Below are 13,171 nucleotides of genomic sequence, written 5' to 3'. Positions count from 1 at the left end.
GCCTGAAGGGGTTTATCAGTCAGCTGTTTGCCAACGCCGACAGCCTTGAAGCCAGCAGCGACGAATCGCTGCTGGCCCGTTATCGCGAGGGCGACGGCAAGGCGTTCGAGATCTTGTACGCCCGCCACCGCCAGAGCCTGTACCGGTTTCTGCTCGGGTTGAGTGGCAAACCGGAACTGGCCGAAGAGGTGTATCAGGAAACGTGGCTGAGCCTGATCCGCAGCGCCAGTCAGCCACAAGGCCGGGCGACTTTTCGTACCTGGTTGTTTCAGATTGCCCGCAATCGTCTGATCGATCACTGGCGCAAGAACGGCGCCCATCAGTCGTTGCATGACAGCTACGACGAACAGACCCATGCGGTCAGTGACGACGCGAGCGACCCCGAACAACTGCTGAGTCTCAGCCGCGACAGCCTGCGCCTGGACAGCGCGCTGCAAACCCTGCCTGCCGACCAGCGCGAAGTGTTCCTGCTGCGCGCCCACGGCGACCTCGACCTGGCGCAAATCGCCAGCCTCACCGAAACACCGCTGGAAACCGTCAAGAGCCGCTTGCGCTACGCCCAGCAAAAACTGCGTCGGCTGCTGGCCGAGGAGGTACTGACATGACGGACACCCGCCAGACACCCGAAGAGCAACTGCTCAAGCATTACCGCGAGCAACAGAACGGCGAGCCCCCGGCGAAGCTCGACGCACTGATTATCAGCGGCGCGCATCGCCAGATCCCGGTACCGAAACCGAGCCTGTGGAAGCGCTGGCTCAAGACTTGTCAGATCCCGCGTTATCAGGTGGCTTTCGCCAGTCTGGTCGGCATCGCGCTGATGCTGTCTCTGGTGCAGCGCACCCCGGAACCTGTGGCTCATTACGATTTCGCCCCCGCTGCCAAACCTGCTGCGCCACTGGCCCGCAAGGAGTCCATCGAGTCCCGGACCTTGTCAGCCCCTGCTGGCGCGCTGTCCGCGCCTGCGCCTGCACCGATGGCGGAAATGGCCGCGCCGATGCAAAGCGAATCGATCAGCGCCGACGGGGCTGACGAAGCCAAAGTCAGCAAGCGCGCCGCCGCCCCGGCCAATGGCCTCGACGAGCAACTGCGCGAAGTCCTGCGCCTGCGCGAGTCCGGTCAATCACAAGCTGCCGACACCCTGTACAACAATCTGCACAAGCGTTACCCGAGCGTGAATCTGGACCTGCGCCTCGAACAAATCCACCAGAACTGACCGGGTGATCTCTCAGCCATTTGGCATTGCCCCACAAAAACGCGCACTATCGGGGCATTGCCGATGCGCTGGAGGATGCCGTGGCCCAAAAAATCGACCGCATCGCCCAAATGCTCAACTGCCCGGTGAAGGGCGAAGAACTGCGGCGAGCAGTGACCGAGAGTCGCAAGGAGTTTCTTCTGGCCAGGCAGGCAGAAGAGGATATGCAGGAAGACGTTCTTGATGACGAGTGGATCGAGGACGACGAAGACGATGATGAATACGACGAGTTTGACTGGACGACGGAGTGATTCGCCAACCAGCAGGCACAAAAAAGCCTCAGACCTTTCGGCATGAGGCTTTTTCGTTTCTGTTCATGGCGCACCAGGCGGGATTCGAACCCACGACCCCTGCCTTCGGAGGGCAGTACTCTATCCAGCTGAGCTACTGGTGCAGCGGGCGACATCATACCTAGGTCGGCTCGGGGCGTCCATGCCGGGTTTTGGCGCTTATTGTCAGTGCGCGTGTCGGTCGAAAGCACTGCATTCCATAAAGCTGTAACGTCCTGCAAAAGGCTCGCTTGGCGCTTTGGCGGGACTGAACTAAGGTTTCGTTGCGGCGCAGGCTTGTTGCTCGTTGATCTGAAAAGTCCGGCAAAAGCTGCGTTTTTGTTCTTTTTTTCGAACGACCTATTGTCCTTTACCCCCTTTGATCCTAGGATCCGTTTGAGATTTCAAACGCTCTTTGATCGGGTGCCGAGCCGCACGTGTTTGCAACCGTGCACTATTCAGGTGCTTGAGCCCGGTGAATGATTTCCCTGACGGCAGCCTTGCGAGGCGCCTTTCTACAATCATAATTTTGCTCCGCGCTGGCCGCGGTGCTGTTAAGGAAAGCCGACATGCAGCTTAAAGACACCCAGTTGTTCCGCCAGCAAGCCTTCATCGATGGCGCTTGGGTCGACGCGGACAACGGTCAGACGATCAAGGTCAACAACCCGGCCACCGGCGAAATCCTTGGCACCGTGCCGAAGATGGGCGCTGCCGAAACCCGCCGCGCGATTGAAGCCGCTGACAAAGCGCTGCCGGCCTGGCGTGCACTGACTGCCAAGGAGCGTGCAGGCAAACTGCGTCGCTGGTTCGAGCTGATCATCGAAAACCAGGAAGACCTGGCTCGCCTGATGACCCTGGAGCAGGGCAAGCCACTGGCCGAAGCCAAGGGCGAAATCGTCTACGCCGCTTCGTTCATCGAGTGGTTCGCCGAAGAAGCCAAGCGCATCTACGGTGACGTGATTCCGGGCCACCAGCCTGACAAGCGCCTGATCGTGATCAAGCAGCCGATCGGCGTGACCGCCGCCATCACCCCGTGGAACTTCCCGGCGGCGATGATCACCCGCAAGGCAGGTCCTGCGCTGGCCGCCGGTTGCACCATGGTGCTCAAGCCAGCTTCGCAAACTCCTTTCTCCGCTTTCGCCCTGGCCGAACTGGCCCAGCGCGCCGGCATCCCTAAAGGTGTGTTCAGCGTGGTGTCCGGCAGCGCCGGCGACATCGGCAGCGAGCTGACCAGCAACCCGATCGTGCGCAAGCTGTCCTTCACTGGCTCGACCGAAATCGGTCGTCAGCTGATGTCGGAATGCGCCAAGGACATCAAGAAAGTTTCCCTGGAACTGGGCGGCAACGCGCCGTTCATCGTGTTCGACGACGCGGACCTGGATAAGGCCGTCGAAGGCGCGATCATTTCCAAGTACCGCAACAACGGCCAGACCTGCGTCTGCGCCAACCGTCTGTACATTCAGGATTCGGTCTACGACGCTTTCGCCGAGAAGCTGAAAGCGGCTGTTGCCAAACTGAAGATCGGCAACGGTCTGGAAGACGGCACCACCACCGGTCCGCTGATCGACGAGAAAGCTGTAGCCAAGGTCCAAGAGCACATCGCCGACGCCGTTGCCAAAGGCGCCACCGTGCTGGCCGGCGGCAAGCAGATGGAAGGCAACTTCTTCGAGCCGACCATCCTGACCAACGTGCCGAAAAATGCTGCAGTGGCCAAGGAAGAAACCTTCGGTCCGCTGGCGCCGCTGTTCCGCTTCAAAGACGAAGCCGAAGTGATCGCGATGTCGAACGACACCGAGTTCGGTCTGGCTTCGTACTTCTACGCTCGTGACCTGGGCCGTGTGTTCCGTGTGGCTGAAGCCCTGGAATACGGCATGGTCGGCGTCAACACCGGGTTGATCTCCAACGAAGTCGCGCCGTTCGGCGGCATCAAGGCTTCGGGTCTGGGCCGTGAAGGCTCCAAGTACGGCATCGAAGATTACCTGGAAATTAAATACCTCTGCCTGGGCATCTAAGCCTCGGTAGTAGATCGCTGTAAACGCAAAGGGCACGAGAGCGCTGTCCCTTTGCGTCGTTTCAAACCGGAATTTTCTCTGCGGCCGGGAACGCCGTGGCAGTCGATCATCGCATGCTGCCACCGCCGATTCCTCCCGCTTAATCCTTGAACCACGCCGCCCGATGAGCGGTGAATGAGGACTGTAATGAGCAAGACTAACGCTGACTTGATGGCCCGCCGTACCGCTGCTGTTCCACGTGGTGTTGGCCAGATTCACCCGATCTTCGCCGAGTCCGCGAAGAACGCCACCGTGACCGACGTTGAAGGTCGCGAGTTCATCGACTTCGCCGGCGGTATCGCCGTGCTGAACACCGGCCACGTGCACCCGAAAATCATCGCTGCCGTGACCGAACAGCTGAACAAGCTGACTCACACTTGCTTCCAGGTTCTGGCCTACGAGCCGTACGTTGAGCTGTGCGAAAAAATCAACGCTCGCGTGCCGGGCGACTTCGCCAAGAAAACCCTGCTGGTGACCACCGGTTCCGAGGCTGTTGAAAACGCCGTGAAGATCGCCCGTGCTGCCACTGGCCGTGCCGGCGTGATCGCTTTCACCGGCGCTTACCACGGCCGTACCATGATGACCCTGGGCCTGACCGGTAAAGTCGTGCCTTACTCGGCCGGCATGGGCCTGATGCCAGGCGGCATCTTCCGTGCGCTGTACCCGAACGAGCTGCACGGCGTGAGCATCGACGACTCGATCGCTTCCATCGAACGCATTTTCAAGAACGACGCCGAGCCGAAAGACATCGCCGCGATCATCATCGAGCCTGTACAGGGTGAAGGTGGTTTCTACGTCGCGCCGAAAGAATTCATGAAGCGTCTGCGTGCCCTGTGCGACCAGCACGGCATCCTGCTGATCGCTGACGAAGTGCAGACCGGCGCTGGCCGTACCGGCACTTTCTTCGCCATGGAACAGATGGGCGTTGCTGCCGACCTGACCACCTTCGCCAAATCCATCGCTGGCGGCTTCCCGCTGGCCGGTGTGTGCGGCAAGGCCGAATACATGGACGCCATCGCTCCAGGCGGCCTGGGCGGCACCTACGCCGGTAGCCCGATCGCTTGCGCCGCTGCTCTGGCCGTGATGGAAGTGTTCGAAGAAGAAAAACTGCTGGATCGCTGCAAGGCTGTCGGCGAGCGTCTGGTCACCGGTCTGAAGGCCATCCAGGCCAAGTACCCGGTGATCGGCGAAGTCCGTGCCCTGGGCGCCATGATCGCAGTCGAGCTGTTCGAAAACGGCGACAGCCACAAGCCAAACCCGACTGCCGTAGCAGCGGTGGTGGCCAAGGCACGCGACAAGGGCCTGATCCTGCTGTCCTGCGGCACCTACGGCAACGTTCTGCGCGTACTGGTTCCGCTGACCTCGCCGGACGAGCAACTGGACAAAGGTCTGGCGATCATCGAAGAGTGCTTCTCGGAGCTGTAATGCCGGGCACTGTGTGATCGGATCGACAAAAAACCCGCTTCGGCGGGTTTTTTTACGCTTGCTGAAACACATACCCCGCATTCGAGCTGTATCGAAGCGCCAGCATTGGCTAAGGTTCAAGCATTGCTAGGGAGGGCGAGCATGACTGCCGTCGAATTACCCGCTGTACCCCGAGTCCTGATTGCCGAGGCCGACCCCTGGTCTCGTGACCTGCTCAAACAGGTGTTGCTCAACGTGCGCTGCGATGCGCGGCTGGATCTGTGCGCTGATGGTCAGGAGGCGATGTCTCTGCTCGGCGAAGTCCCCTATGACCTGGCCATCGTCGACTGGGAGTTGCCCGGCGTCGACGGTTTGAACGTGTTGCGCAGTGTCCGCCAGCGCAAACGCAATCCGCCGTTGCCGTTCATTCTGATGAGCAGCCGCAACGACAGCGCCAGCGTGCGCGAAGCCCTGCCGCTGGCCCCCACGGCCTATCTGGCCAAACCCCTGAACATGGAAAGCCTGACCGAGCGTTTGCAGGGGCTGCTGCTCAATGCCGGTCAGGAAGTCTTCTGCGAAGTGCCCGCACTGGCGCCGGGCATGACCCTGTCGGTGTTCCTCGAGCGTCGTCGCGAGCAGGCCGACGGCGCGCCGTTGATGACCGACGTGCAAGTGGCGGTCAAACGCAGCCTCCACCCCAACGGGCTGGATCTGAAGCTGCTGGAAGAGGAAATCCGCACCGACCCGCAGATCACTGCGGTGTTGATCGCAGCGGCCAACAGCGCCGCTCAGCACCACGGCGCGGCGGTACAGACCCTGGCCCAGGCGCTGCATCGCCTGGGCACCGGGCAAAGCATGAATCTGATCCTCGGCCTGGCGCTCAAGCGCAGTGCACGACTCAGCGATCCGTGTCTGGCGGACTACGCGGAGCGCTATTGGGGCCTGTCGCTGCACACCGCTGAATACGCGCGCACCCTGGCGCGTCTGCTCGACCTGGATCAGGAGCGCTGTTACTGCGCCGGAATGCTCCATCGTCTCGGCGATCTGGCATTGCTGCGTTGTTTGCAGGAGTGGAAGCAGGCTGGCGGCGAGCTGGATGAACTGGAAGAAGTCGGCGATGCGCTGGCGGAATTCGGTGCGGCGTACGGCTCGGCGTTGCGCACCCGCTGGCGTTTGCCGCTGGAGCTGCGCGAGCTGATTGCATCCGTATACCAGCTCGGTGGCGGGGTGTACTCCCGCGAAGCGCTGGTGATGAACATGGCGGCGCAGATGGCGCGCCTGACCGAGCACGAGGGCGTCGAGGAGTTGGCGAAGAGCCGCACGGCGCGCCTGCTCAAGATCGGCTTGCCGGAACTGATGCGGATGCGCAAATAGCGCTTGTCCCGCATCAGCACGCTGTTCAGGCCGAGATGATCCGGTTCTTGCCCTGACGCTTGGCCTCGTACATCGCTGCATCGGCCCGGGCGAACAGGGCGTCGAGGCTTTCGTCTTCCGGGGTGAGGCTGGTCAGGCCCTGGCTGACGGTGATGCCGAACGTCTGTTCGCCGTGGCTGAAGCTCAAGCGCTGGATTTCCTGTTGCAGCCGCTCGGCCACCTGCATCGCCATGTCCGGCGCGCAGCCCGGAAAAACCGCAGCAAACTCTTCACCGCCAATCCGTCCGAACAGGTCTCCCCGGCGCAGCGAGGCACGCCCGCATTCGGCGATCCGTTGCAGTACGATGTCGCCTTCCGGGTGACCGTAGGTGTCGTTGATCACCTTGAAGTCATCGATGTCCAGCAGCAGAAATGCCAGTGGCGCCCCCTGCAGGCGGGCCTCTTCAAACTCGCGATTGGCGCATTCGAAGAAGTGTCGACGGTTGCTGCTCTGGGTCAGCACATCGGTGGTGGCCAGGCGTTGCAGCTCGGTTTCCATCTGTTTCTTTTCGGTGATGTCCTCGGCGATGCCGACGATGATCACCGGTTGCCCCGGTTCTTCCTGACGGTTGATGAAACATTTGTCGCTGATCCAGCGCACCTGGCCGTCAGCGTCGATGATCCGGTATTCGCGGTCTTCCACGGCGCCCTTGTGCAGCACTTCGGCGAGGCTGCGTTCGGCGTACTCGAGGTCGTCGGGGTAGATGCTGTCACGCCACTGGTTGTAGTCGGCCAGCAGCAGGGCGGCCGAACGGCCGAAAATCCGTTCATAGGCGGGGCTGACGTACAGCACCTGACGGGTTTCCCAGTTGAAGGCCCAAAGCACGGCGTTGACGCTGACCAGCAGCGAGCTGAACAACTGTTCGCGTTCGCTCAGGCGCGCGACTTCGCCCTGGGCGTGCATCAATGCCATCAGGGTCTGTGCGGCCTCGGGCCACTGGGGAAGGGATGAGTCTTTTTGATTGTTGTTGACCATCGACACGGATCTCAAAGGGCGTGCCGGGAAGTCGACAACGGCCACGGGACAGCCCGCCAGGGTGGCGAAGTGTCTTTGAGATAGGGGATCGGGGGTGAAGTTCCGAAGGGTGCGCCCGGGAGCCGGGCGCACCGATCAACGGCATCAGACGGCGGCAGGGCGCAGCGAGTAGGTTTTCAACTGGTCGGCGAATTCGCGCAGGGACTGGATGCCACTGGCCTCGGCCTCGTGAACCCATTCCTTGATGGCGGCGAGCATGTCGTGGCCATTTGCGCTGGTCTTGACCCAGATCTGCTGCAGGGCCAGGCGTTTCTCGTAGATTACCTTCAGCGCCTGGCTGTGCTCGAGCATGCTCTGGATGCGCGCGTGGTGGCGATCCTCCAGCAGGCTGGTTTCACGGGAAAGCAGACGCTTGGCGCGGTGGAACTGGTGGCGTACCGAATGATCGACCTTGGCCAGTTCCTGCTTGACCAGCGGGCCGATCACCAGCTTGCGGTATTGGGCCATGATCTGGAAGCGGTTGTTGAGGATCGCCATGGCGGTGTCCATGTCCAGGCTGCCCTTGCCTTCGACGCGGTGGGCGATCGGCGCAACGCGCTGCACCTTGGCCAGACGCAGGAAGCTGAAGACCTGGATCCAGGCCCAGCCGAGGTCGAACTCCCACTTCTTGACCGACAGCTTGGCCGAGTTGGGGTAGGTGTGATGGTTGTTGTGCAGCTCTTCGCCGCCGATCAGGATGCCCCATGGCACCAGATTGGTCGCGGCATCGCGGCATTCGAAGTTGCGGTAGCCGATGGCATGGCCGAGACCGTTGACCACGCCTGCGGCCCAGACCGGGATCCACATCATCTGGATCGCCCAGATGGTGATGCCGATGGTGCCGAACAGCAGCAGGTCGATGACCGCCATGATTGCGATGCCCAGCAGGCGATAGCGGCTGTAGAGGTTGCGCTCGATCCAGTCTTCCGGGCAGTTTTTGCCGTAGATGCGCAGGGTCTCGGGGTTCTGCGCTTCTTCGCGGTACAGCTCGGCACCCTTGCGCAGGACGGTGGACAGGCCCTTGACGACCGGGCTGTGCGGGTCATCCTCGGTTTCGCATTTGGCGTGGTGCTTGCGGTGGATGGCGGTCCACTCGCGGGTGTTCTGCGCCGTGGTCAGCCACAGCCAGAAACGGAAGAAATGCTTAAGCCCGGCATTCAGCTCCAGGGAGCGATGGGCCGAGTAGCGGTGCAAGTAGACCGTGACGGCAACAATCGTCACGTGGGTCATCAGCAGGGTCACGGCGACCAGCGACCAGGCCGACAAGCCAAGAAAACCTTCGTACCACATAGGCTATAGGGCCCTCGATAGAGAAAAAACAGCCGTTGCATTATCACCAAGCACACAGATAAAACCAGTCGCCCTTTCAGATAAGAGATGGCTGGATGTTTCTTGACCTATAATCCCGACATTTTTGTAGGGACATGGACGGCCGAATGTCTGCCACATACCGCGATGCCTTGCGTGCAGCGCTGCTTTACCTGGTTCTTGCCGTTGTCTGGCTGCAAGGCATTGGCTATTTATTGAACAGTTTCTTCGATAGCTCTGATCAGTTGCTGCGTTGGCAACTGATCAACGGCTATGCCTTTGTGGTGTTCAGCGCCGGTTTGATCTTTCTCGCCAGGGCGCGCCTGTTCGAATGCCTGGGTATCGGTGCCCGGTTGCGTGAGCGCCAGGCCGATCGCGAACGCCTGCGTCAGGCCGCTGCGGTGTTTGATTGCACCCGCGAAGGCGTGCTGGTCACGGACCGGCAGGGGCTGATCGTGCACGTCAATCGCGCGTTCATGGAAATCACTGGCTACCAGCGTGAAGAAGTCATTGGCCAGCAGCCCAGCCTGTTCAAGTCCGGGCACCATCCTCCGGGTTTCTATCAGGCGATGTTCGCCACCTTGCAGGCGCAGGATGAATGGAGCGGCGAGATCTGGAACCGCCGAAAAAGCGGCGAGATTTATCCACAGTGGCAAACCATCCGGGTGATTCGCGACGAGGACGGCCGGCTCAGTCATTACGTCGCGGTGTTTTCAGACATCAGCGCGATCAAGGACTCTGAGCACGAGCTCAAGCACCTGGCCCACCACGACCCGCTGACCGACCTGCCCAACCGCCTGCTGTTCAGCGACCGCGCCGAACAGGCACTGGCTTCGGCACAGACCCACAAGCGCGGCTGCGCGCTGCTGATGGTCGATCTGGACCACTTTAAATTGATCAACGACAGCCTCGGCCACAACATCGGTGACCGTTTGCTCAAGTCGGTCGCCGTGCGTTTGCAGGCGCTGTTCGGATCGGGAATCACTCTGGCGCGGCTGGGTGGCGATGAATTCGCGGTACTGATGGAAAGTTGTCCACAGCCGGCGCAGGCCGCAGCTCTGGCCCAACGGATTCTCGATGCACTCAAGGAGCCGTTCTGCCTCGACGGCCATGAACTCTTCATCAACGCCAGCCTCGGCATCAGCCTGTTTCCCAGTGATGCCCTGAGCGCCGAACAACTGCTGCGCAACGCCGATGCGGCTTTGTTCAAGGCCAAGAGCAGCGGCCGCAACGGCTACGCGCTGTACACCGAAGAACTCACGGCGCACGCCCAGCAACGGGTCGAGATCGCCTTCGAACTGCGTCGCGCACTGGAGCAACAAGAGCTGCGGGTCTACTACCAGCCCGTCCACGACCTGCAGACCAGCCGCCTGATCGGCGTCGAGGCGCTGGTGCGCTGGGAGCACCCACAGCGTGGCCTGGTGTCACCTGCGGAGTTCATCCCGATTGCCGAGCGCACCGGGATGATCTCGGAAATCGACGCCTGGGTGATGCAGCAGGCCTGCCGCCAGATGTGCCAATGGCAGCAGGCCGGGGTAGTGCTGTCGTTTGTCGCGGTGAACGTTTCGTCGCGACTGTTCGCCCGCCGCGAGTTGTATCAACAGGTGGCGCAGGTGCTGCACGACACCGGCCTCGATCCGGCGTATCTGGAGCTGGAAGTCACCGAAAGTGCAGTCATGGATGACCCGGAAGTGGCGCTGGAGCAGATGCATCGTCTGCGCGAACTGGGGATTCGTCTGGCCATCGATGACTTTGGCACCGGTTATTCGTCGCTGCTGCGGCTCAAACGCCTGCCGGTACAGAAGCTGAAGATCGATCAGGGTTTCGTCGCCGGCCTGCCCTGGGACGAGGACGATGCCGCCATTGTCCGGGTGATCATCGCTCTGGCTCGCAGCATGGGCATGCAGGTGCATGCCGAGGGCATCGAGCAGGCCGAGCAGGCGGCGTTCCTGCTGGAGCAGGCGTGCGATCTGGGACAGGGCTACTGGTTCGGGCGGCCGGTGCCTGAAGCACAGATCGACTGGGCCAGAGCGCCGGCAATCGGCTGAAGGATATGCGCAGCGGGTTTGCGGACGGGCAAATCCGCCGCAAACCCTTGCTGCATCACATAATGTTTTCCAGTTATATAAACATTCTTAAATAGTCTTTTTAAGAATATCTGCGCCTCTCTTATATTGCTCCCACGCCGAACGCAGTGCCGCCCACTGCCAGGCATATCCCATACAAAGGAGCAGCACCATGAGCGCATCCCTGCGTAGCGTTGACGGTCAGGACGAAACCACCATCTTGCGTGAAATCCAGAGCGCCTTGCGCGACCTGCGTTTCGGCGCGGTGGAAATCACTGTGCACAACGCCCAAGTCGTCCAGATCGAACGCAAAGAGAAATTCCGTCTGCAGCAGCCGGGCAACAAGCAGGCCTGAAGATCGCATCTGCGACAGCTCCTGCAGGGGGCAATGCGCAGGAGTTGCCGCAGGCGCGATCACTGAATGAGCAATCCGATTCCAGCAATACATAAGAAAAAGCCACCACCAAGAATTCCAGGAGCTTTCACCATGTCGTCGATTCGCCGTTACGCTCTGGCCGTCCTGGCCAGCGCTGTGTTTGCCGGTTCCGCGGTTGCCAAGGATTACGAACTGCTCAACGTTTCGTATGACCCGACCCGCGAGCTGTATCAGGATTACAACGCCGAATTCGTGAAGTACTGGCAGGCAGAGCATGCCGGCGACACCGTGAAAATCCAGCAATCCCACGGCGGCTCGGGCAAGCAGGGCCGTGCGGTGATCGACGGTCTGCGCGCCGACGTCGTGACCCTGGCGCTGGCCGGCGACATCGACGAAATCGCCAAACTCGGCAAGACCCTGCCGGCCGACTGGCAGAAGCGTCTGCCGGACGCCAGCACCCCGTATACCTCGACCATCGTGTTCCTGGTGCGCAAGGGCAACCCAAAAGGCATCAAGGACTGGGGTGACCTGGTCAAGAACGACGTCTCGGTGATCACCCCGAACCCGAAAACCTCCGGCGGTGCACGCTGGAACTTCCTCGCGGCGTGGGCCTACGGCCTGAAAGCCAACGGCGGCAACGAAGCGAAAGCCAAGGAATACGTACAGACCCTGTTCAAGCACGTTCCGGTTCTGGACACCGGCGCCCGTGGCTCGACCATCACCTTCGTCAACAACGGTCAGGGTGACGTGTTGCTGGCCTGGGAAAACGAAGCCTTCCTGGCGCTGAAAGAAGACGGCGGCAAGGACAAGTTCGACATCGTCGTGCCTTCGCTGTCGATCCTCGCTGAACCACCGGTGGCGGTGGTCGACAAGAACGCCGAGAAGAAGGGCAACGAGCAGATCGCCGAAGCCTACCTCAAGCACCTGTACAGCCCGGCCGGCCAGGAAATCGCGGCGAAGAACTTCTACCGTCCGCGTGACAAGGACGTGGCAGCCAAGTACGCCCAGCAGTTCCCGAAACTGGAGCTGGTGACCATCGACAAGGACTTCGGCGGCTGGAAAACCGCACAGCCGAAATTCTTCAACGACGGTGGCGTGTTCGACCAGATCTATCAGGCGCAGTAAGTTTCAATAGCCTAAAACGAGCCCCGGATTTATGTTCGGGGCTTTGCGCGTTCTCAAACCAAGGACTTTTATGTCGCGTCGTATCTCCCCCGTCATACCCGGCTTCGGGCTGACGCTGGGCTACACCTTGGTGTACCTCAGCCTGATTGTGCTAATCCCGCTGGCGGCGATGTTCGTCCACGCCGCCCAACTCACCTGGGATCAGTTCTGGACGATCATCTCCGCACCCCGCGTTCTCGCTGCATTGAAGCTGAGCTTCGGCACCGCGCTGTGTGCCGCGATCATCAACGGCATCATCGGCACGTTGCTGGCCTGGGTGCTGGTGCGCTACACGTTCCCGGGACGCAAGGTGATCGACGCGATGATCGATCTGCCGTTCGCCCTGCCGACCGCGGTGGCCGGTATCGCCCTGACGGCGCTGTACACGCCGACCGGGCTGGTCGGGCAGTTCGCCGCCGACCTCGGTTTCAAGATTGCCTACACCCCGCTCGGGATCACCCTGGCGCTGACCTTCGTGACCCTGCCGTTCGTGGTGCGCACGGTGCAGCCGGTGCTTGCCGACATCCCGCGTGAAGTCGAAGAAGCGGCGGCGTGCCTCGGTGCCAAGCCGTTGCAGGTGTTCCGCCACATCCTGCTGCCGGCGCTATTGCCGGCGTGGCTGACCGGTTTCGCCCTGGCGTTCGCCCGTGGCGTCGGCGAGTACGGCTCGGTGATTTTCATCGCCGGCAACATGCCGATGAAAACCGAAATCCTGCCGCTGCTGATCATGGTCAAGCTCGACCAGTACGATTACACCGGCGCCACTTCCATCGGCGTGCTGATGCTGGTGGTTTCCTTCGTCCTGTTGCTGCTGATCAACCTGCTGCAGCGGCGCATCGAAACCCCATAAGGA

The 13,171-nt window shown here is 61.2% G+C and carries 12 protein-coding genes and 1 tRNA gene; 10 read left to right on the top strand and 3 right to left on the bottom strand.

Features of this window, described 5'->3' with window-relative positions; genetic code table 11:
- Positions 1 to 23 precede the first annotated feature (23 nt).
- The 3 genes from OQ248_RS09595 to OQ248_RS09585 are packed head-to-tail and all read left to right on the top strand — an operon-like array spanning position 24 to position 1,503.
- On the top strand, positions 24 to 605 hold the full coding sequence (locus OQ248_RS09595) for an RNA polymerase sigma factor (protein ID WP_265815080.1): 582 nt from the start codon (positions 24 to 26) through the stop codon (positions 603 to 605).
- Positions 602 to 1,213: a hypothetical protein gene (locus OQ248_RS09590; protein WP_265812699.1), complete on the top strand. Its 612-nt coding sequence runs from the start codon at positions 602 to 604 to the stop codon at positions 1,211 to 1,213. The genes OQ248_RS09595 and OQ248_RS09590 overlap by 4 nt, the downstream gene beginning before the upstream one ends.
- Before the next feature lie 20 nt (positions 1,214 to 1,233).
- Entirely contained in the window at positions 1,234 to 1,503 is a 270-nt protein-coding gene (locus OQ248_RS09585; RefSeq protein ID WP_265812698.1) for a hypothetical protein, read from the top strand.
- A 66-nt stretch (positions 1,504 to 1,569) separates the two neighbouring features.
- Here the strand turns inward: OQ248_RS09585 and OQ248_RS09580 are convergent.
- Positions 1,570 to 1,646, bottom strand: a tRNA-Arg gene (locus tag OQ248_RS09580).
- Between the two features lie 444 nt (positions 1,647 to 2,090).
- Here OQ248_RS09580 and gabD point away from each other — a divergent pair.
- From gabD to OQ248_RS09565, 3 genes are all read left to right on the top strand, one after another.
- Complete coding sequence (gene gabD / locus OQ248_RS09575) at positions 2,091 to 3,533, top strand: NADP-dependent succinate-semialdehyde dehydrogenase (RefSeq protein WP_085712649.1); 1,443 nt, start codon at positions 2,091 to 2,093, stop codon at positions 3,531 to 3,533.
- Between the two features lie 186 nt (positions 3,534 to 3,719).
- Positions 3,720 to 4,997: a 4-aminobutyrate--2-oxoglutarate transaminase gene (gabT, locus tag OQ248_RS09570; RefSeq protein ID WP_085684283.1), complete on the top strand. Its 1,278-nt coding sequence runs from the start codon at positions 3,720 to 3,722 to the stop codon at positions 4,995 to 4,997.
- Between the two features lie 141 nt (positions 4,998 to 5,138).
- Positions 5,139 to 6,350 carry a response regulator gene (locus tag OQ248_RS09565; protein WP_114880967.1) on the top strand — a complete coding sequence of 404 codons (1,212 nt, stop codon included), beginning with the start codon at positions 5,139 to 5,141 and terminating at the stop codon, positions 6,348 to 6,350.
- A 25-nt stretch (positions 6,351 to 6,375) separates the two neighbouring features.
- On the opposite strand, the gene OQ248_RS09560 is transcribed toward OQ248_RS09565, so the two are convergent.
- Both OQ248_RS09560 and desA read right to left on the bottom strand, forming a co-directional pair.
- Complete coding sequence (locus OQ248_RS09560) at positions 6,376 to 7,365, bottom strand: sensor domain-containing diguanylate cyclase (protein ID WP_265812697.1); 990 nt, start codon at positions 7,363 to 7,365, stop codon at positions 6,376 to 6,378.
- A 144-nt stretch (positions 7,366 to 7,509) separates the two neighbouring features.
- Positions 7,510 to 8,694 (bottom strand): delta-9 fatty acid desaturase DesA, encoded by a 1,185-nt coding sequence (gene desA, locus OQ248_RS09555; RefSeq protein ID WP_265812696.1) that lies wholly within the window; start codon positions 8,692 to 8,694, stop codon positions 7,510 to 7,512.
- Between the two features lie 146 nt (positions 8,695 to 8,840).
- Between desA and dibA the strand changes: the two genes are divergently transcribed.
- The 4 genes from dibA (at position 8,841) to cysT (ending at position 13,168) form a co-directional block, all read left to right on the top strand.
- Complete coding sequence (gene dibA / locus OQ248_RS09550) at positions 8,841 to 10,760, top strand: phosphodiesterase DibA (RefSeq protein WP_265812695.1); 1,920 nt, start codon at positions 8,841 to 8,843, stop codon at positions 10,758 to 10,760.
- A gap of 190 nt (positions 10,761 to 10,950) precedes the next feature.
- Positions 10,951 to 11,133: a sulfur starvation response protein OscA gene (oscA, locus tag OQ248_RS09545; protein ID WP_085712654.1), complete on the top strand. Its 183-nt coding sequence runs from the start codon at positions 10,951 to 10,953 to the stop codon at positions 11,131 to 11,133.
- Between the two features lie 132 nt (positions 11,134 to 11,265).
- On the top strand, positions 11,266 to 12,279 hold the full coding sequence (locus OQ248_RS09540) for a sulfate ABC transporter substrate-binding protein (protein WP_265812694.1): 1,014 nt from the start codon (positions 11,266 to 11,268) through the stop codon (positions 12,277 to 12,279).
- Positions 12,280 to 12,349: 70 nt separating this feature from the next.
- Positions 12,350 to 13,168, top strand: coding sequence for a sulfate ABC transporter permease subunit CysT (gene cysT / locus OQ248_RS09535; RefSeq protein WP_007952818.1), 819 nt, complete (start codon positions 12,350 to 12,352; stop codon positions 13,166 to 13,168).
- Positions 13,169 to 13,171 lie beyond the last annotated feature (3 nt).

Source organism: Pseudomonas sp. COW5 (assembly GCF_026240005.1).
Taxonomy (GTDB): Bacteria; Pseudomonadota; Gammaproteobacteria; order Pseudomonadales; family Pseudomonadaceae; genus Aquipseudomonas; species Aquipseudomonas kribbensis.
The sequence above is the reverse complement of the archived record's forward strand: the minus strand, read 5'-3'. Positions and strand labels throughout refer to the sequence as shown.